Annotated in this window: 15 protein-coding genes; 13 read left to right on the top strand and 2 right to left on the bottom strand. The window is 48.6% G+C overall.

What is annotated here, in order from left to right; all coding sequences use genetic code 11:
- Positions 1 to 5: 5 nt before the first annotated feature.
- The 5 genes from IEY34_RS20080 to IEY34_RS20060 all read left to right on the top strand — a co-directional run bounded on the left by IEY34_RS20080 (position 6) and on the right by IEY34_RS20060 (position 6,458).
- Positions 6 to 539: a hypothetical protein gene (locus IEY34_RS20080; RefSeq protein WP_189014443.1), complete on the top strand. Its 534-nt coding sequence runs from the start codon at positions 6 to 8 to the stop codon at positions 537 to 539.
- 87 nt (positions 540 to 626) lie between these two features.
- Positions 627 to 2,354 (top strand): efflux RND transporter periplasmic adaptor subunit, encoded by a 1,728-nt coding sequence (locus IEY34_RS20075; protein WP_189014442.1) that lies wholly within the window; start codon positions 627 to 629, stop codon positions 2,352 to 2,354.
- Between the two features lie 27 nt (positions 2,355 to 2,381).
- Positions 2,382 to 3,101, top strand: coding sequence for an ABC transporter ATP-binding protein (locus tag IEY34_RS20070; protein ID WP_283214745.1), 720 nt, complete (start codon positions 2,382 to 2,384; stop codon positions 3,099 to 3,101).
- The gene (locus IEY34_RS20065) at positions 3,098 to 4,276 is read left to right on the top strand and encodes an ABC transporter permease (RefSeq protein ID WP_189014440.1); all 1,179 of its coding nucleotides are present in this window, start codon (positions 3,098 to 3,100) and stop codon (positions 4,274 to 4,276) included. The genes IEY34_RS20070 and IEY34_RS20065 overlap by 4 nt, the downstream gene beginning before the upstream one ends.
- 22 nt (positions 4,277 to 4,298) lie before the next feature.
- Entirely contained in the window at positions 4,299 to 6,458 is a 2,160-nt protein-coding gene (locus IEY34_RS20060; protein ID WP_189014438.1) for a hypothetical protein, read from the top strand.
- Positions 6,459 to 6,540: 82 nt separating this feature from the next.
- Here the strand turns inward: IEY34_RS20060 and IEY34_RS20055 are convergent, their stop codons facing one another.
- The gene (locus tag IEY34_RS20055; RefSeq protein WP_189014436.1) at positions 6,541 to 7,122 is read right to left on the bottom strand and encodes a beta-class carbonic anhydrase; all 582 of its coding nucleotides are present in this window, start codon (positions 7,120 to 7,122) and stop codon (positions 6,541 to 6,543) included.
- A gap of 51 nt (positions 7,123 to 7,173) precedes the next feature.
- Positions 7,174 to 7,494, bottom strand: coding sequence for an iron-sulfur cluster biosynthesis family protein (locus tag IEY34_RS20050; protein ID WP_189014434.1), 321 nt, complete (start codon positions 7,492 to 7,494; stop codon positions 7,174 to 7,176).
- A gap of 145 nt (positions 7,495 to 7,639) precedes the next feature.
- Between IEY34_RS20050 and IEY34_RS20045 the strand changes: the two genes are divergently transcribed.
- The 8 genes from IEY34_RS20045 (at position 7,640) to mutS (ending at position 18,862) form a co-directional block, all read left to right on the top strand.
- Positions 7,640 to 9,160 (top strand): carboxypeptidase M32, encoded by a 1,521-nt coding sequence (locus IEY34_RS20045; protein WP_189014432.1) that lies wholly within the window; start codon positions 7,640 to 7,642, stop codon positions 9,158 to 9,160.
- A 915-nt stretch (positions 9,161 to 10,075) separates the two neighbouring features.
- Positions 10,076 to 11,089 carry an ABC transporter substrate-binding protein gene (locus IEY34_RS20040; protein WP_189014430.1) on the top strand — a complete coding sequence of 338 codons (1,014 nt, stop codon included), beginning with the start codon at positions 10,076 to 10,078 and terminating at the stop codon, positions 11,087 to 11,089.
- Positions 11,090 to 11,136: 47 nt separating this feature from the next.
- On the top strand, positions 11,137 to 11,907 hold the full coding sequence (locus IEY34_RS20035; RefSeq protein WP_189014428.1) for an ABC transporter ATP-binding protein: 771 nt from the start codon (positions 11,137 to 11,139) through the stop codon (positions 11,905 to 11,907).
- Positions 11,904 to 12,737, top strand: a complete 834-nt coding sequence (locus IEY34_RS20030) for an ABC transporter permease (RefSeq protein WP_189014426.1) — start codon at positions 11,904 to 11,906, stop codon at positions 12,735 to 12,737. The genes IEY34_RS20035 and IEY34_RS20030 overlap by 4 nt, the downstream gene beginning before the upstream one ends.
- 69 nt (positions 12,738 to 12,806) lie before the next feature.
- Positions 12,807 to 13,766 (top strand): aromatic acid exporter family protein, encoded by a 960-nt coding sequence (locus IEY34_RS20025; protein WP_189014424.1) that lies wholly within the window; start codon positions 12,807 to 12,809, stop codon positions 13,764 to 13,766.
- A gap of 114 nt (positions 13,767 to 13,880) precedes the next feature.
- Positions 13,881 to 14,447 (top strand): outer spore coat protein CotE, encoded by a 567-nt coding sequence (locus IEY34_RS20020; protein WP_189014423.1) that lies wholly within the window; start codon positions 13,881 to 13,883, stop codon positions 14,445 to 14,447.
- 135 nt (positions 14,448 to 14,582) lie between these two features.
- Positions 14,583 to 16,040: a putative amidoligase domain-containing protein gene (locus tag IEY34_RS20015; RefSeq protein WP_189014422.1), complete on the top strand. Its 1,458-nt coding sequence runs from the start codon at positions 14,583 to 14,585 to the stop codon at positions 16,038 to 16,040.
- A gap of 194 nt (positions 16,041 to 16,234) precedes the next feature.
- Positions 16,235 to 18,862, top strand: a complete 2,628-nt coding sequence (mutS, locus tag IEY34_RS20010) for a DNA mismatch repair protein MutS (RefSeq protein WP_189014421.1) — start codon at positions 16,235 to 16,237, stop codon at positions 18,860 to 18,862.
- Positions 18,863 to 18,899 lie beyond the last annotated feature (37 nt).

Here is an 18,899-nt window from a genome sequence, read left to right as displayed (position 1 = left end):
ATCCCTTGACTGTTACGGATTCAGCAGCGATAAAGGCTGCGCCTTCTCCAACGGCCGGGCACACTTCACCAGAAGATCGCCCGAATGAAGAAGTTCAGAATCTGACGGAGATGCGGCTGGTCATGCTGTTTCAAGCTTTGCTTCGCATGGATCGCAATGCCTCTTTGACCATATCGGCCAAGCAAGCCGTGGCCATGCTGCCCTACATTCGTGAAAGCATGGAAGAAGGAAGTATGAATGATACCGAACGCAAGCAAGTCCTTGGCAGCTTAACGAGCGAGCAAAGAACTTTTTTGGACGAACAATCCAAACAAGTGAATAAGCGCATTGAAGAGCGGGTGGATAAACCGCATACTGAGCTGTCACAGGAAGAACGAGAGAAGCGAATCAACGCTTTCATCGAGCAACGAAAAGAACGGGCGGTCGAAGCTGGCCAAATTGATCGAGTGGATGGGGGAACTCAGCAATTAGATCCTCGAAGTATCGGGAAGAGCATTGAACAACAACTCGTGGAATTACTTGTTTCCAAGCATGATTAGGTTGGCAGTCATGAAGGCAAAAGACAACTAAGAGCATACGCAATAGATCAACTTCGGTCGAATTATCCCTAAGGAGGAAGCAACTTCATGAAATGGTATCGCAGCAAATGGCTTATTGTAAGTATCGCGGTCATCCTGTGCGCTGGGGGATCCTATGCCTATCTGGCAAAAGGAAAGAAAACGAAAGCAGCGGATGTCAAAGAGGTGACAGCCGATGTGAAGAAAGGGAATATTCGTTCTTCGGTATCCGGTACAGCGCAATTCGAGCCTAAGGAAACACAAACGATCACAATTACACAGGATGCGAATATTAAATCGATAAATTTGAAACGAAATCAAGCCGTCAAAGCCGGTGATGTGCTGATTGAACTCACTAGCTCCAGCTTGGAGAGTGATCTGCAAGACGCTCAGTTGAATTATGAGCAGCTTCAGAAGGATTTGAGTTCACTTGAGCAGCAGCAAGGGTTAATGGGCGTAAGAGCGCCGGTTTCCGGCAAGCTTACATATGCAACCAATCTAGACCTCGGTTCATCGATTAATAAATCAACGAAAATTGCTACGATCGCCGATGTGAGCACGTTGACAGTTACACTTCCTTTCTTCGTGGAAGATGCAGCGCAGCTTCATAAGGGTGATGCCGTAGATATTACGTTAGATGGGTTTATGATTACGAAAACGGGAACGATTCAAACGATTTCCAAGGACCCCAAGTCCGATGGGAAGGGCGGCAAATGGATTGATATCGACATTACGGTTCCGAATGATAACTCCATGGACGCAGGCACCAATGTACTTGGTTCTGTGACGATTGGCGGTCGTGCTGTCGATTCACAAGCCAAAGGCGCACTGCAGTATCAGAAAGTGACAACGATTCTGGCCGGGACAACGGGTAACGTGTCTACGCTGCCTTTCAAAACAGGGAATATGGTTCATCAGGGCGATCAGATTGCCTCCTTTGTGAATGATACGCTCGGTGATGATATTCTCGCCAAACAATCAGCGCTTGAACGTCAGAAACTGAAAGTGGCTGCAGCTCAGGATAAAGTGGATAATCTCAAAATTGTCGCGCCTTTCGATGGTGTGTTCTCCACGGATTTCGTCAATAAGAGGAATGATATTCTAGGCAACTATCAAGCAGGAAGCAAAGTAACTAGCGGAACACAGCTGGGCGCTGTGGCTAGTTTTGCCAAAATGCAGCTTCCCGTCCAAGTCGATGAGCTCGATCTTCCCAACATGAAGACGGGGATGAAGGCGGAGATTAAGGTGGATTCTTACCCTGGTCGCGTGTTCCCAGCAGAAGTTACGCAAGTTTCTACGGTAGGAACAACAACGAATGGCGTTACCTTCTATGATGTGGTGTTAGCTGCTGACAATAAGGATAATGTGTTGAAATATGGGATGACGGCAACAGGTGAAATCCTGATTCAAGATAAGAAAGATATTCTCTACATTCCGCCTGAAGCTCTTCAATCACAAAAAGGTAAACGAGTCGTTACTTTGAAAAAAGCGGACGGTACGTTAGAGACAGAGCATGAGGTTACGATTGGGATTCGCTCCAAGACACAAGTGGAGATAACAGATGGGCTTAAAGAAGGCGACAAAGTCGTGTTGCCTGGTGTAAAAAGACAGCAAAATTTAAGTCAGGACGAAATAAATCGTTTGAGACAGCAGTTCCAGCAAAACGGAGGCGTAGGCGGTGCAGGCGGCTTTGGTGGCGGAGGCGCAGGAGGATTCCAAGGCGGCGGAACTGGTGGAGCGGGAGCGGGAGGCAATACAGGAGCTGTCCGGACCAACGGCGGTGGCGGTGCTAGATAATACTGCTGGGAAGGGAGCTATTGCGGTATGAATATCATTGAACTTAAAGAAATTACCAAAACCTATAAGCGCGGTCTGGAAGATCTACCCATTCTGCGAGGCATATCGCTGTCTGTGGCCGAAGGTGATTTTGTAGCGATCATCGGGCCGAGTGGATCAGGGAAATCGACGCTAATGAACACGATTGGTTTGTTGGATGTTCCTACCTCTGGCAGTTATATTCTGGATGGCGTGGTCACGGAACATATGAACGATAACGCCCTGGCCGAGCTGCGGAATCAGAAAATCGGCTTTATTTTCCAACAATTTAACCTTCTGCCGCGTTTATCGGCGATGGAAAATGTGGAACTTCCGATGATTTATGCGGGGATTGCGAAGAAAGAGCGGCGAGAACGAGCACATAATATGTTGAAGATGCTTGGTATGGGAGAACGCGGACATCATAAGCCGAGCGAGTTATCCGGCGGTCAACAGCAGCGTGTCGCGATTGCGAGGGCGTTGGCCATCTCCCCTTCGCTTATTCTGGCAGATGAGCCGACAGGCGCGCTGGATTCCAGAACAGGCGAAGAAGTGTTGGAATTAATTTTACAGTTGAATGCACAAGGGAACACGATCGTCCTGATTACGCATGATCATCATATTGCCGATAATGCCCAGCGCGTTGTTGCTCTGCGCGACGGAGTCATCATTGATGACTATCGGAATTCCACAGACAAGGGCGCTGTGAAGCAAGAGGTGAGCGTATGAAGGTAAATGAACTGCTCAGAATGTCGCTGCGGACGATTATTTCGAGCCCGTTGCGAACATTTCTGACCATGCTTGGCGTCATCATCGGGGTTAGTTCGGTTGTCACGTTGGTATCTATCGGGCAAGGGACTTCCGAACAAATTGCCAAGCAGTATGAGAACATGGGGACGAATCTGCTGGTTGTCACGGCAACCGGGAACGGGCGCGCCACGCAATTGGATTATAATGAACTGATGAATTTCGAGAACTTCCCGGAATTTAAATCCATTGCCCCAACGATGACGAAGAACGGCTCCAATATTAAATATGACCGTACGCAGGAGAAATACAATGTCATTGGCACGAATGACCGTTACTTCGGGATCATTAAAGCTACGGTAGACAAGGGGCGCAACCTGTCACCTACGGATCTTGAGTTCCGCTCGAATGTAGCCGTGCTGGGCAGTGAGGTTGCCAAAACATACTTTGGAACTCTGGATCCCGTTGGCGAGGAAATAAATATTGATGGCGCCGTGTTCAGTGTCATCGGTACGCTCAAAGAGAAAGGCTCCAACATCGGCGGGGCATCGGTCGACAGTTCGGTTATTGTTCCGCTGGAGACAGCCAGACGTGTCTTTAAACTAGGGCAAATCCGCACTACCTACGTGGAAGCGCCGACCAAAGACGATATTTATACAGCGCAAGAAACGATGAAGCAATATTTGACTTATAAATTCAAAAGCGACACCGGTTTCGTCTTAACGAATCAGGATGAGCTGCTGAAAGCACGGACTGAAGCGACCAATACACTTACGAATCAATTAGTAGCTGTAGCGCTGATTTCACTGCTTGTCGGGGGTATCGGCATTATGAATATTATGTTGGTAACGGTAAGCGAACGGACGCGGGAAATCGGTATTCGCAAATCGATTGGCGCCAAGCGACGCAATATTTTGCTGCAATTTCTCGTAGAAGCTGTCGTTATTAGCGGCATGGGCGGATTAATCGGACTTGCGTTAGGGATTGGACTCTCTTATGCACTGCCCTATTTCAGCCCCAAACAGACCACGAGCTTATCCTTCGATATCAGCTTGTACGCATTCTTATTTTCAGTTCTCGTGGGTGTCATTTTTGGTCTGTACCCGGCCAATAAAGCATCCAAGCTGCGTCCGATTGACGCTTTGCGTTCTGATTAACAAAAATTAAGGAGGACTCCCTGTGAACCAACAACGAAAGATGAAACGCTTGCTCAGCCGTTCGGCTATCCTGCTAACGGCCGCAAGCTTCCTGACACTACCATTGGCTACTTCGGCATTCGCTGGCAAAGAGGGTGTGTTTCTCAGTGACTCCGTCTATTTCACGCTGGATAAGGTTGCCTTGTCGGCGGGAGCGGAAGACGGTTCATTGCGCTTCTCGCTAGGGCTGAACAATAACAGCGCCACCCCCATTGATTTTAATAATTATGGTGTAAAAGTTATCGACACGAACGGTGTATCCTATACAGCGAAGCTTACTGAAAAAGTGACCGCGCGTGTGAAAGCGGGAGAAACCGGGACGTTCAAGTTTACGTCCGAGATTCCGTCGAGCTTGGATGCGAGTCAGTTGAAGGTCGATATTTTTGAGTGGAACTATAATGCGATGCGTGATATTGGGGCTTTGTCAGTTGACGCCGCTTTAGCGGAATCTGGGCAATCCGTTCACCAGCAAGCGGTTATTAGCCTCCAAGAAATTGACGCAACTTTGGGCGATAATGCTTTAATTACGGCGCAATTGGGCAGCAGCTATAAAATTTACAAAGATGGCGTTTGGATGGTGTATTCCGATCTTGTGCTGGAAAATTTAAGCGACGCCACGCTCAAGCTGCCTGATGGGCTTGAATTCAACTATCAGGACAGCAAGGGACTAACTTATACGGCTACATTTGCCAAAGGAGCTGGGCAGTCGTTGCTGCCGCAGCAGCCGATTAAGGCGATTCTGCAAGCAGCGGTTCCAGCATCGCTGGATACGAACAACTTCTCATTGCTCTTCTCGCCAAAAGGGAAAGTGAAAACGACGGTCCTCGGATCTTTGCGTACAGCCAAAACTTTCGTGATTGGCAAAATCGGGGAAAGCAAAGAGTATCCCAATACGGATGACAGCGGTCTCGCTATTTCTACATCCTGGGCAGCAGCAAGCAAGCAATCAGACGGGCTTCATTTGCAGGCGAATGTGACTCTAACGAATAAAAGCGAAGGGGTTGTAACGATTCCTGGCTTGTCGGCAGAGTTCCAAGCGCTGCGTGGCAGCGTGGCGGTTTCCTCCACAGACAACGCCGTGCGGACGACCTACTTGTCTCCGAATGAGTCGACGACCTTCCGTTTCTCGGGGATATTGCCGGCCGGACTCAATACGGATGCGCTGCAATTAGTTGTCCTGGAGAAACAGGCGGCTGCTTCGACAACGCCACAAGGCGGAACGACGGGCTCGGGTACAACAGGCTCAGGCTCGGGCACAACCGGCAACAACACGAATAGTACGGACACCGGCAGTAAGCAAACAGCAGCCTTGCCAGTATCAGTTACGACCTTAGCCGGAGCGGGCAGCGGCGGAGAAGTTTCCTCTTATTCAGCGGCGGAGAATTATACCGTGGGTACGCCGTTTAAATTCACAGCGAGCAATCTAATCGATTCTAATGTGGATGTTTCCTTAGTGGAAATGGGCATGAGTGAGAACGCCGATTTTGGCTTCAAAACGGTTGTGGCGAAGTATAAGCTTACCAATAAAGGAACGACTACACTGGCAATTCCAGATTTCCAAACCGATCTTACAAATGCCGAAGGATACACGTATTCAGGTGTCCGTCAAACAACAGTCGCCAAAAATATTGCGCCAAACACAAGCTATGTGCTTAGTTATTCATATTTGCTGCCTGGGACTGAGAAAGCCGATAAGCTTGCCCTTAACTTGTACGATGCGAATCGCTTGTCGGTAGGTTCTTACAAAACAACTGTTCAAGCTGTACCGACGGAAGGTGCGGTATCCTTGTATCCATTCAGCATTAAATTGAATGACTACTCGGTAAGTGCGACCTATAACAAAGATTCATCGTATGCGTATCGTCTGCGCTTGGATTTGGATGTAAATCGGCTAGAGCAGGTCATTACGGATGCCAGCTTCTCAACATTGGCTTTTGAAGTCGTTGATTCCCAAGGACGCCTGTTAAGTACGAAGGCCATGAGCTTCACGGGGCAGCAGAAGATTATGTCCGGCGTTCAATTTATCGATTTCGGAACGATCAAGTCGGAGCAATTAGAATCCAATGTAACGATTAATATGTACGAAGTTGTTGCGACGCCGAATGGTGATGCCAAACGATTGATAAAATCGTTGAAAATGTAGTTGCTTCATTTCCACCAAATAAGAGCATTAAAATAGACTGCCCCTCAAGGTTCTCAACCTTCTGGGACAGTCTATTTTTGTGCTATGTATGCGATTCGTCCACCGCTTGATATCCGTCCTCAATCAGATCAAGCCGACCTGTTTGCGGATCGATGATGAGTCCGTGCACTGGCAGGTTTTTGGGAAGCAGAGGATGATTGCGAATGATGTTGACACTCTTCTCAATCCCTTCTCTGACATGCTCAAAACCAGTCAGCCAACGAGATAAATTAATGCCGGAGTGGCCTAGCGTCGCAATGACGTCATCGGAGATTCCGCGTTTCTTGGCATTGGCTATCACGTGATCGGAGTTTAAGCCTGTCATCCCGCAATCATAATGCCCAATGACGAAGACTTCATCGGCATCCAATTCATAGACGGCTACGACGATACTCCGCATAATACTGCCGAAGGGGTGAGAGACGATCGCACCGGCATTTTTAATGATTTTGGCATCGCCATTATGCAAATTCATCGCTTTAGGCAGCAGCTCGACTAACCGAGTATCCATACAAGTGAGGACAACCATTCGCTTATCTGGGAATTTCGTGGTCAGAAATTCTTTGTACCGCTGTGTTTCTACAAATTCTTCATTGTAATTTAAAATCTCATTCACCAAAGACATGGGCTTCCCTCCACTAAGTTGTTTTGCTGCTTGTCTTTATTTTTGCAGCGTTTATCTCTTGTCTACTAAGCTCATACCCGCATTGTAAATCTGATTATTACTCTTTAGTATATAGGATTTATTCTTATCGTGGAAGTCAATCGTCATCTTCTCTTCGAAAAAAATTTCGTCTTTGGCTTTGTAAGTCAATTTAAATTGATTCGTTTCAGCGACCCGTTTTTCCTCGTTGGCCTTGGGAACAATCCACAAAGTAGGCACTCCGTTCACGGAACAACCGCAATCCTCTGTGTCGAAAACCAAATTTAAGACAGAGTCCTCTTGCAGCAGCGGGGCAATGCGATCTATGGCTGTATCAGTAAATGTAACGTTCATAGTGATCAACTCCTTCATATATATACGGTTAAATGGATTCTTTCCAAAAGGCCTGTCATTATTCTAACATACTCCCGCATAAATTTGATTCTGAGTAGGGGACGAAGTATGATAAATTAAGAAACTTTTGGGAGGAGATTGAAGCATGAGTGTGCAAGCAGCCCCAGCCAAGCTGGAATCGTTTAAGGCCTATGTTCGCAAAATGAAGCAGTACGAGGAGGCCATCGCCTTAATTTATTGGGATATGCGCACCGGCGCTCCGAAGAAAGGCATTGAAACACGTTCGGAAGTCGTAGGAGAATTATCCACAGAGGTATTCCGTATGTCGACATCCGATGAGATGGGCAGCTATGTAGCGTTCTTCACACAACCTGATGAGCTTGAGCAGTTAGATGCGATTTCCCGAAAAATGGTTCTGGAATGCAAAAAGGAATACGATCGCAGTAAAAAGATACCGGCTGAGAAATATCAGGCCTATGTTGTTCTTACTTCACAAGCGGAGTCCGCCTGGGAAGCTGCGAAGCACAATTCCGATTGGGCTTCCTTCCAGCCATACCTCGAGAAAATTGTTGCTGCAACGCAAGAATTTATTGAATTGTGGGGATATGAGGGTCACAAATATAACACGTTATTAGATATGTACGAACCGGGAATGACCGTAGACAAATTAGATGAAGTATTCGGCGCGCTGCGTGAGAAAGCTGTTCCTTTGCTGCAACGGATTCAAGCTTCTCCGAAACAGCCGAATCGCGCCTTTTTGGATCAACAGTTTGAAATCAGCAAACAGAAGCAATTTTCCTTGTCCATTTTGAAACAGATGCAGTATGACTTTGATGCAGGGCGGCTGGATGAGACGGTACATCCATTTGCTACTGCCCTTAACCCAGGCGATGTAAGGATTACTACTCGTTATTTGCCGAATGATATCACATCTGCTCTCTTCGGAACGATTCACGAAGGCGGTCATGCCTTGTATGAGCAAAATATTTCCCAAGATCTAGTCGGCACGAATCTGTGCACCGGCACCTCGATGGGAATTCATGAATCGCAATCCCGGTTCTGGGAAAATGTCATCGGCCGCAGCAAAGCGTTCTGGGAACGGTACTACGGAGAACTGCAAACGACATTCAACGGCCAGATCGATGACGTAGATGTCAATGACTTCTACAGAGCGATTAATCATATCGAACCATCCTTAATTCGGATTGAAGCGGATGAATTAACGTATAACCTGCATATTATGATTCGTTATGAGCTGGAAAAAGGTTTATTCAATGGGACGATTGCTGTCGCAGATTTACCGCAAGCGTGGAACGCCAAATATGAAGAGTATCTGGGTGTTGTGCCAGCGAACGATGGGGAGGGTGTGCTGCAGGATGTTCATTGGTCTGGTGGCGCATTTGGCTATTTCCCATCCTATGCGTTAGGCAACATGTACGCGGCGCAGTTCACCGAGACACTGCGCAAAGAACTGCCGAACTTCGACCAGTTAATAGCTGCGGGCAACCTGGTGCCCATCAAAGAATGGTTAACGGATAAAGTGTACCAACACGGCAAACTGTTGACTCCGAATGAAATTATTGTGCAAGTGACTGGGGAAGAGTTGAATCCTGATTACTTAGTCGCTTATTTGGAAGAGAAATACAAAGCCGTTTATGACATTTAATTGCTGGCTCTAAGAGGCTGTGTCAATTGCAGCTAATGTTGATGTTAGGACAGATTCATTCTTTGGAAAAGAATAATTGAATGACAAAGGAGCTAAGCGGCTTGTATCTGCTTAGCTCCTTTATTTATATATAAGAGTTTATATGTTTTGGAGTGAACGCGGAATTACTCTAGCTGCCTCGCGCGGACGTCAGGGAACTATGGTGCGCTATTCTAGCCAAAAGTGTCATTATCGGGAGGTTGAGGGAACTACAGGTCGTTATTTTGCTGTTTTATGGGAATTTTTACGCTTTTCGTGGAAATAAGACCCTGTAGTTCCGCTATTAGTCACGCATTCCTACTTTTTGCCTAATTAGCATCCTCTAGTTCCCTTACAAGGTTTTGCCACTAAGAAGAGGCTGATCTATCAGGGCGGCGAAGCCGTTTTTCTTATTTGGCGCGTCTACAACCTTTCTTGGCGCCTTATTTCCCTTACGAACTCAATACCCTTTATTTGATCAAAATGGTGCATTTAAAAAATCTAATGAATTCCCCGCATGTTATCTCTCACAAACGCTCACCATTCCGCCTAAAAGCTGCTCGATAACGCCAATTGAGTTCATTAAATCGCAAAAGTAGCTAATTTCTCGTCTATAAGCATCATACAGTTCATTAGAGTGCCGGATTGGTTGTGCAGGTGCTGGCACGAGAACGAGAACGAGGGACGGGATTGAGATGGGTGCAGATACAGGTACAGACAGGTGCAGACAGGTGCAGGTACAGCAGGTACGAGTGCCGGACTAGCAGTCCGGTGGCCCGGCGGCTCTGCGGGGCAGCCTCTTTTTTTAATTTGACAACGGTTTCCCGAGTGATCAACGTTAACCGACTTCTGGGCTCCTGCATAGGATACAGTACAACTTAAATCGGAGGGACGTCTATGAACAATCGGAAAAGAGTGGGAATCGCCTTATCTACCGTCCTACTGCTTAGCATTGTCGTTTCAGCGTGCGGCACCAAGAGTACAGAAACCACAAAAGTACGGATTGGTGAAGTAACGCGATCGATCTTTTATGCGCCGCAGTATGTCGCGTTGTCACAAGGTTTTTTCAAGGATGAGGGCCTGGATGTAGAACTTACTACGACACCTGGCGGCGATAAAACGATGACGGCTTTGCTGTCCAACGCGATTGATGTCGCGCTCGTTGGTTCGGAAACATCGATCTATGTCTCCCAGCAAGGATCGGATGATCCCGTGATCAATTTTGCTCAATTGACGCAAACCGATGGCACTTTCCTGGTAGCTCGCAAAAAAGCGGATACGTTTGATTGGAAAGCATTGAAAGGGTCTGTGTTTCTCGGCCAACGGAAAGGGGGCATGCCCCAAATGGCTGGAGAGTTCACCCTCAAGAAGCATAATATTGATCCTAAGAAAGACCTGGAGCTGATTCAAAATATTGAATTCGCGAATATTGCCTCCGCTTATTCGTCGGGCACCGGGGAGTATGTGCAGCTCTTTGAACCGCAGGCTTCCATCGTGGAGAAAGAAGGCAAAGGCTTCGTGGTCGCTTCCTTCGGTGTGGAAAGTGGACATTTGCCGTACACCGTGTACATGACCAAACAAAGCTTCCTGAAGTCCAATGCCGCTACTACACAGAAATTCACGAATGCGATTCAACGCGCGCAGCTGTGGGTTGCTTCCAAAAGCGTAGATGAAATTACTACGGCTGTACTGCCATATTTCAAAGATATTGATGTGGGGATCGTGAAGAATGTTGTGAAACGATATAAAGATCAAGGCTCTTTTGCGACAGATGGCATTGTAGATGAACAAGAGTGGAACAATTTGTTGGATGTAATGGCTTCAGCAGGTGAATTGAAAGAGAGAGTAGCCTGGAAAACATTAGTCAACAATTCCTTTGCGGAGAAAGCCAGAACCACTGTAAAACCTTAAAGCAGGCGTCATGAAGCGGATGAATGGAACGAGAGAGGAGTACGAACATGGATTCAGCTGTGACTGTTAAAGACGTAACACAAGTCTATGTAACCGAGGAGCGGGCAACACTCGCTGTGGAACAGATTGATTTTACGATTGAACGTGGTGAATTCGTTAGTTTGATCGGTCCCAGCGGCTGCGGGAAGACGACTCTCTTATCCATTATAGCCGGGCTCATCAAGCCCACTGCGGGGATTGTAACGGTGGCAGGGAGGAAGGTAAGCGGCCCTTCAACCGCGGTTGGTTATATGCTGCAGCAGGATTATCTCTTTCCTTGGCGCACCATTGAAGCGAATGCCTGCATGGGGCTGGAAATTACAGGCACATTGACGAAGGAGACTAAGCGGCATGTTCTGCATTTATTGGAGGAGATGGGACTGCTCGGATTCAAGGATTACTATCCTTCGCAGCTGTCAGGGGGCATGCGCCAAAGGGTGGCGTTAGTGCGTACGCTTGCCACAGAGCCCGAATTATTACTGCTCGATGAGCCGTTCTCGGCCCTTGATTATCAAACCAAACTGCAGCTGGAAGATTTGGTTGTTGAGACGCTGCATGCCAAACAGAAGACGGCACTGCTGGTGACGCATGACATCACAGAAGCGATTGCGATGAGTGATCGCATTATTGTTCTTGATCCCAATCCGGGCCGTATCCGGCAAACCTTCCAGATTCCGGATGACATTCGGCAAACCACCCCTTTTGAAGCACGAGAGTTAGCTGGGTTTCATGCACTCTTTCGCAGGATATGGCAGGAATTTGGAGGGCATGAAGCATGAGCGAGAAACAGCTGCAGAAACAATCCGCAGATAGAGTGCTGACCAATCAAGTTCATCGGGAATTTGTTGTGGCCAAGAAAAAGGAAACGAAGAACGTCAGGCTGGTTCAAGCTGCGATTCTCCTGCTTTTTTTTGCACTCTGGGAACTAGCTGCGCGGTTAAAATGGATTGATGTGCTCCTATTCAGTTATCCGACGAAAGTTTTCAAGTTGCTATGGGATAAATTGCTGGATGGAAGTCTTCTGCCGCATGTGGGGGTCACGGTGGTAGAGACGATTATCGGATTTGCTTTGGGTACCTTATTCGGAACTGCATTAGCGGTTGTTATTTGGTGGTCGCCGTTTCTATCCAGGGTGCTTGATCCCTACATCGTAGTACTGAACAGCATGCCCAAGGTGGCGCTTGGTCCTCTATTTATTGTCGGTCTCGGTCCTGGTCTCCTATCTATCATCGCCACAACGTTATCCATCACAGTAATCATTACAACACTCGTCGTGTATGGGAGCTTTAAAGAAGTGGACCACAATTATGTCAAGATCGTTACGTTATTCGGGGGATCTCAGCGCAAAATCTTCCTCAAGGCTATTCTGCCGGCTTCTTTTCCCGCTATCGTCTCCACGCTGAAAGTCAATGTAGGCTTAGCTTGGGTTGGTGTGATTGTTGGGGAATTTCTCGTTTCTCAAATAGGATTAGGTTACTTGATCATATATGGTTTTCAAGTGTTTAATTTCACTTTGGTCATTTCCACTTTGTTTGTCATTGCGATCGTCGCGACAGTGATGTATCAGGTCGTGTCTTATCTGGAAAAAAGATTGACCAAACATCGGTGAAGCTTGCCACTTTCTGTCGAAAATGAAATAATGAGCCCATAGTTAAAACCAGTAAAGAGGTGAAACGCTATGGGCTTTCGTGTGCTTAAAACCGCCCTTGCGGTCGTCATTGCCATGTATTTAGCGCATATACTAGGAATCAAAACACCTGCCGCCGCAGGTCTTCTTGCCATTCTAGGCATTGAAGTGACGAAGAAAAAAGGGATTCAAAGCGCACTTCATCGGATTGCCGCGTCCCTGCTTGCCCTGTTGATGGGTTGTTTGCTGTTTCGTATGATCGGTTTTCATGTATGGGTTGTCGGTATCTTCCTACTCCTTGTTTTTCCGCTGCTGTATCGCTTGCGAATTACAGAAGGGGCTGTGACGGGAGCTGTCGTGATGCTGCATCTTTTTGCTTATGAAGATGCCAGTTGGGGATCTGTTCTCAATGAAGTCATTCTCCTGGTGGTCGGATTAGGAACGGCGACACTTATCAATATTGCTTATATGCCTAAGGCAGATAAGGCGATTGTAGGCCATAAAGAGCAGATTGAAGTTTTATTTTCGGCTATTTTTGTCAATCTGGCCAAGCATCTGCGCGATAATACGGTGATTTGGGATGGGAAAGAGCTGCTGGAGGTTAGCGAAGAAATCGAGCAGGGGGCTGGGATGGCGAAGCGCTCCATGGAAAATCGGCTTATTTTCGGAGGGGATCCTTATTGGCGTGTATATTTCTTCATGCGGGGGGAGCAGTTGGAATCGATCCATCGGATGATTGATCTTGTCGCTCAGGTGTACCAGACGCTGCCGCAAGGAGAGCTTGTCGCTGATATCCTTGAAGATATCAGTCACTCTGTCAAGCAAGATTACTATACAGGCGAATCGGAGAAAGACTTGCAAGAACTGGAGGCTCGTTACAAAAAAATGCCGCTGCCGGAGAGCCGCGAGGAATTTGAGGTGCGATCCGCGATATTTCAGCTAAACCGGGAACTCATGCACTATTTATCGATCGCCAAAAAGCAAAAAAAACAGCGTCCCGAGGCAGGTTGACTCTGACAGATATCGGTATTTTTATTAAGTGAAAATAATATAAAATAATTGTCACTCTAGACTACTGTCCTGCATACACTTGTAATGAATGATTGTATGGAGGAGGTTGAAAGGATGTCATTAGATAAAGATTTGCAATGCAGAGAGATCATTACAAAGGCTGTCTGCGGTAAAGGTCGCAAATTTTCACATGTAAGTCATACCGTGACGCCGCCCTTTTCTCCGACCAGTATATTGGGCGCTTGGATTATTAATAACCAATTCGAGGCGATCCAATCCGGAGATGGCGTAGAGGTAGTTGGTACTTATGATATCAACATCTGGTATTCTTACGATCGCAACACCAAAACAGACGTAGCAAAAGAAACCATTTCGTATGTAGAAATCGTTGGACTAAGCTATCTAGACAAAAAACATAAGCCGACTACTGCCGAAGTGTCTGCTGTCGCAACGCAAGAACCAAACTGTGTGGAAGCCAGTATCTCTTCAAGCGGCGACAGCGTCATTATTCGGGTAGAACGCGAATTCCAAGTCGAACTGATTGCCGAAACGAAAGTCTGTGTAGTCGTTTGCACCAACGGCTGCAATGACTTTGACGACAAGCATGTGGATTTCGATGATCACGGCGATGGAGATTTCGAGGATCTCGATGCCGACTTGCTCGAGGAAGATTTGGATTAAAGAATCTATACGCCAGTGTATGCTGGCGCGAGAGATTCGGCAGAGGGCATTTGCCCTCTTTTTTGTTTTTTGGCGATAATTGGGCATTAGGCCATTCTACGATTCGGGGATTGCCATAAAGTGAGGATAAGGGGCATGGATATGGAAACATTTCTGCTGCATGCACAGGAACCAGATGCATTGGAGTTGGCCGGTCTTGCGCGGATTCCCAGTGGAACCCAATTGCCTCAGGACTGGCGCGGCAAGGTTATCATTCATTGGGGAGCGGCGCATGATGAATGGCCGCTCAAGCAAGCGCTGCAGCCCATTAAAGCGATTATTAGAGCCCAAAAGCGCTCCAAACGCGAAGAAATGCTGCATTTGCATGGAATCAAGACCATGGCTTCACATAAAGAGGACAACACCGCTTTTGCTCATAAATATAAAGTTGCTGTCTTTCATTTGCAGACATTAGTCGTTTATGAGAAGAATGAAACCTTGTTGCTTGCGGAGAAAACGCTGTTCGAGCAAAGAAAATCAAACGCTCACCCGGCATACATAGAAGTGTCTCCGGCTAGAGCGAGTTTTCACGTTCGCAGAGCTAGCCGGGAGGCTGTCAAAGCGATCTACGCGCTAGGCTTGGATTATGGGCTTGTAACTATCGGCGTGCTGCGCAGCGGGCATACCCTTGTGCTGGACGTGGATCCGGTGCCCAAGATAAACGAACGCTTGGCGCAGCTGTTTGCGCAGGCGATCGATCGCTACGAGCTGGGCTTGGCAAAGGAACTGCGCCGCAAGGAACGCGTGATGCTCGGCAGCGACCCTGAGTTCCTGCTGCTCAGCCCGCAGGGCAAGGTGGTTTTCGCCGACAAATTCCTGACGCGGGAAGGCGAAGTGGGCTGCGATGCGATCGTGCTCAGCGGGCATCGTCTGATCCTCCCGCTGGCCGAGCTGCGCCCGCAGCCGAGCACGGACCCGCGTGAGCTCGCGAGAAATCTGCAGGCAACGATGAAGCTCGCGACGCGGGCGATCCCCGACGAGAGCCTGGCGTGGCTCTCGGGCGGCATGCCGGTTGGCGGCTATCCCCTCGGCGGACACATCCACTTCAGCCGCTGCTGGCTGAATGGGCATTTACTGCGCGCGCTCGATAATTACCTCGCGCTGCCTTTGATCTTGATCGAGGGCGACACGACGCGTGCGCGCCGCCCTCGGTATGGCTTCCTGGGCGACTTTCGCAAGAAGTCGCACGGAGGCTTCGAATACCGCACACTGCCAAGCTGGATGCAGTCGCCGCTGATCACGCGAGGCATCTTTGCGCTAGCTTCGCTGATCGCGGACAATTACTGGCTGCTGCCGCGGCAGCCTTTGCAGGACCCTGATATGCAAGCCGCTTATTATGGCGGCGATAAGCAGCGAATCCAGAGTGCGGTGACGAAGCTGTGGCAGGATCTTGAGCAGTTGAAAGGGTATGAGGTCCTTTCGGCAGATTTGGATCGTCTCAAGACGAGAATCATGTCCTTGGTGCCATGGGATGAAAAGGCCGATATTCGCAAGGCATGGAAAATTGCGCCGTATCACCTGAAAGAAGCTTTTGAAGAACAAATCATGTTATAATAATTTATCCAGTCTATAGAGGCTCTTAGGTTGATATAAGAGTCTCTTATGACTTCCAACATGGTTAACATACTTAGCGTCCTAGGCGAACAATTCGGTGCCTTTGACCTGTTTTATTGCAAACATATGAAAACAGCAACATAATAGTTTCATAGATTTACCATGAATTCACTGATTGGTTGGAGGAACGCAAGGTGGCCCAATATACGCCGATGATTCAGCAATACTTGGCCGTGAAGGCGCAAGTCCCGGATGCATTTCTGTTTTTTCGTCTGGGAGATTTCTATGAAATGTTTTTTGATGATGCGATCAATGCTTCACGCGAGCTTGAGATTACCTTAACTGGCAGAGAAGGCGGCGCTGATGAGAAAATACCGATGTGCGGTGTTCCTCATCATGCAGCCGAGAATTATATGTCCCGGCTTATCGAGAAAGGCTACAAGGTCGCGATCTGCGAGCAGGTCGAAGACCCGGCCGAAGCCAAGGGCGTTGTGCGCCGTGAAATTGTGCGTATCGTGACACCAGGTACGGTTATGGATAGCAAGCTGCTGGGAGAATCGAGCAACAATTATATCGTTTCTGTGGTCAGTCGTGAGGACGGTTATGCCTTTACAGCTTGTGATATTTCAACGGGTGAGCTGTATACAACTTTGCTGGCGAATGCCTGGGAACTTGTTGTCGATGAGTTGAATGTGTACAACCCTTCGGAAATTATTACGAGTCAGGGGCTGTTGACAACCATTCGTGAAACGGGAGTTACCTGGGGACGCAACACGGTTTTGACGGAATGGACGCTGGTGGACGAAAAGCTGCTCGATGAGCACTTTGCAGATGATCCCGCTTTGACTTCCTTATCTGCCTTGAATCGTCAGGGCGTGGCAGCGCTTCTTGCTTATTTGAAAGAAACACAGAAACGCGCGTTGACCCATGTCAAGCACATTCGTTTATATGAACCCGATCAATTCATGACGATGGACCCTTTTACAAGACGCAATTTGGAGCTCGTAGAAACCGTTCGGGAACGCGCCAAGAAAGGTTCCCTGTTATGGTTGCTGGACAAAACGGTTACCGCGATGGGAGCCCGGATGCTGCGCCGCTGGATTGAGAAGCCCTTGATGAGTGTTTCACGTATCGAAGAACGCTTGGAAGCTGTCAATCTGCTCTATAATCAGCTCATTGTGCGCGACGATGTAAAACAAGCTTTGAAAGAAGTTTACGATTTGGAACGTCTGGTTGCTCGCATTTCTTATGGGAATGCGAATGCCCGCGATATGATAGCTTTGAAGCATTCCTTGCAGCAAGTACCGCTATTGCAGCAGGTATGCACAGCCTCTGGCTCAGAGACACTGCGTAAGCTCGTTGACCAAATGGACAACTGTGAAGATGTGATGTCCTGGATTGCGAATGCGATTGAAGATGAGCCGCCGGTTTCGATTCGGGATGGCGGGATGATCCGTGAAGGCTATCAGCCTTATCTGGATCAATTGCGAGAAGCGAGCAAAAACGGCAAGCAATGGATTGCCGAACTGGAGCGCCAGGAACGTGAAGCGACGGGAATTAAGTCGCTCAAAATCGGCTACAACAAAGTGTTCGGCTACTTCATCGAAGTGACCAAGGCGAACATGTCAGCGCTGCAGGAAGGCCGCTATGAGCGCAAGCAAACGTTGGCCAACGCCGAGCGCTACGTAACGCCGGAGCTCAAAGAGAAGGAAGCGCTGATTCTGGAAGCGCAGGACAAAATGGTTGATCTGGAGCATGAGCTGTTCACGGAGCTGCGCGACCGGATTTCACAGCATATCTCCAGATTGCAGAAGCTGGCGGAAGTTATTGCGACCGCCGATGTGTATCAATCGATGGCCGCGGTCAGCGCCGCGCAGCACTTCCGCAAGCCGGAGATCGGCGAAGGCTTCGATCTCCAGATCGAAGAAGGCCGCCATCCAGTGGTGGAGGCGGTTATCCAAGACGGCTCGTTCATCGCGAACGATACGCGCCTAGAGCAAGAGCAGGGCCGCATTCTGCTGATTACCGGTCCGAATATGGCCGGCAAAAGCACGTATATGCGGCAGGTTGCCGTGATCTGCCTGCTCGCGCAGATCGGCTGTTTCGTGCCTGCCCGATCCGCGCGCATTCCGGTTACCGACCGCATTTTCACGCGGATCGGAGCGGCGGATGACCTGATCGGCGGCCAAAGCACCTTCATGGTCGAGATGATGGACATTCAGGTGATGACCGAGAAGGCGACGAGCAAGAGCCTTGTCATCATCGATGAATTGGGCCGCGGGACATCGACCGGCGAAGGCATGGCGATCGCGCAGGCGGTTATTGAGTTCCTGCACGACCGCATTGGCTGCAAGACGCTTGTGTCTACGCATTTCCACGAGCTTGCCCACTTGGAAGAGAGTTTGTCGCATCTGCGAAACCACTGTATGGCGGTCAAGGAAAGCGGCCGGCAGGTGACATTCCTGCGCAAGCTCATTCCTGGGGCAGCCAGCACAAGTTACGGCATCTATTGCGCCGAAATCGCCGGGCTGCCGGATGCGATCATTCAGCGCTCTTACGAGCTGCTGAATGGGTTTGAAGAGCGGGCGGCGGGCGCAGCCCAGATCGCCGCGACGACAACGGCTGCCTTGCCCGTGAAGGCAGCCCCGATCCAGCAATTGTCGCTCTTCGGGGAAGACAATGCGGCAAGCGCTGCCGTCAAGAAGAAGCCGGACGGCAAATCTCAGCTGGTGATCGACCAGCTGAAGGGGATCGATTTAATTAATATGACGCCGCTGCAGGCGCTTAATTTAGTCTATGAGTGGAAGCAAAAGCTGCAATAATGCCATTATTCATCTGATAATCCAAGGAGAGAGCTGC

Origin of the sequence: Paenibacillus marchantiophytorum (assembly GCF_014640555.1) — a bacterium.
Lineage (GTDB): Bacteria > Bacillota > Bacilli > Paenibacillales > NBRC-103111 > Paenibacillus_E > Paenibacillus_E marchantiophytorum.
This window is presented reverse-complemented; position numbering and strand designations above follow the sequence as displayed.

Excerpts from the sequence above, each read along its gene's own strand:
- IEY34_RS20065 (WP_189014440.1), top strand. The coding sequence starts at position 3,098 with ATGAAGGTAAATGAACTGCTCAGAATGTCGCTGCGGACGATTATTTCG.
- IEY34_RS20045 (WP_189014432.1), top strand. The coding sequence starts at position 7,640 with ATGAGTGTGCAAGCAGCCCCAGCCAAGCTGGAATCGTTTAAGGCCTAT.
- IEY34_RS20035 (WP_189014428.1), top strand. The coding sequence starts at position 11,137 with ATGGATTCAGCTGTGACTGTTAAAGACGTAACACAAGTCTATGTAACC.
- IEY34_RS20030 (WP_189014426.1), top strand. The coding sequence starts at position 11,904 with ATGAGCGAGAAACAGCTGCAGAAACAATCCGCAGATAGAGTGCTGACC.
- IEY34_RS20040 (WP_189014430.1), top strand. The coding sequence starts at position 10,076 with ATGAACAATCGGAAAAGAGTGGGAATCGCCTTATCTACCGTCCTACTG.
- IEY34_RS20050 (WP_189014434.1), bottom strand. The coding sequence starts at position 7,494 with ATGAACGTTACATTTACTGATACAGCCATAGATCGCATTGCCCCGCTG.
- IEY34_RS20025 (WP_189014424.1), top strand. The coding sequence starts at position 12,807 with ATGGGCTTTCGTGTGCTTAAAACCGCCCTTGCGGTCGTCATTGCCATG.
- IEY34_RS20015 (WP_189014422.1), top strand. The coding sequence starts at position 14,583 with ATGGATATGGAAACATTTCTGCTGCATGCACAGGAACCAGATGCATTG.
- IEY34_RS20075 (WP_189014442.1), top strand. The coding sequence starts at position 627 with ATGAAATGGTATCGCAGCAAATGGCTTATTGTAAGTATCGCGGTCATC.
- IEY34_RS20055 (WP_189014436.1), bottom strand. The coding sequence starts at position 7,122 with ATGTCTTTGGTGAATGAGATTTTAAATTACAATGAAGAATTTGTAGAA.
- IEY34_RS20020 (WP_189014423.1), top strand. The coding sequence starts at position 13,881 with ATGTCATTAGATAAAGATTTGCAATGCAGAGAGATCATTACAAAGGCT.
- IEY34_RS20070 (WP_283214745.1), top strand. The coding sequence starts at position 2,382 with ATGAATATCATTGAACTTAAAGAAATTACCAAAACCTATAAGCGCGGT.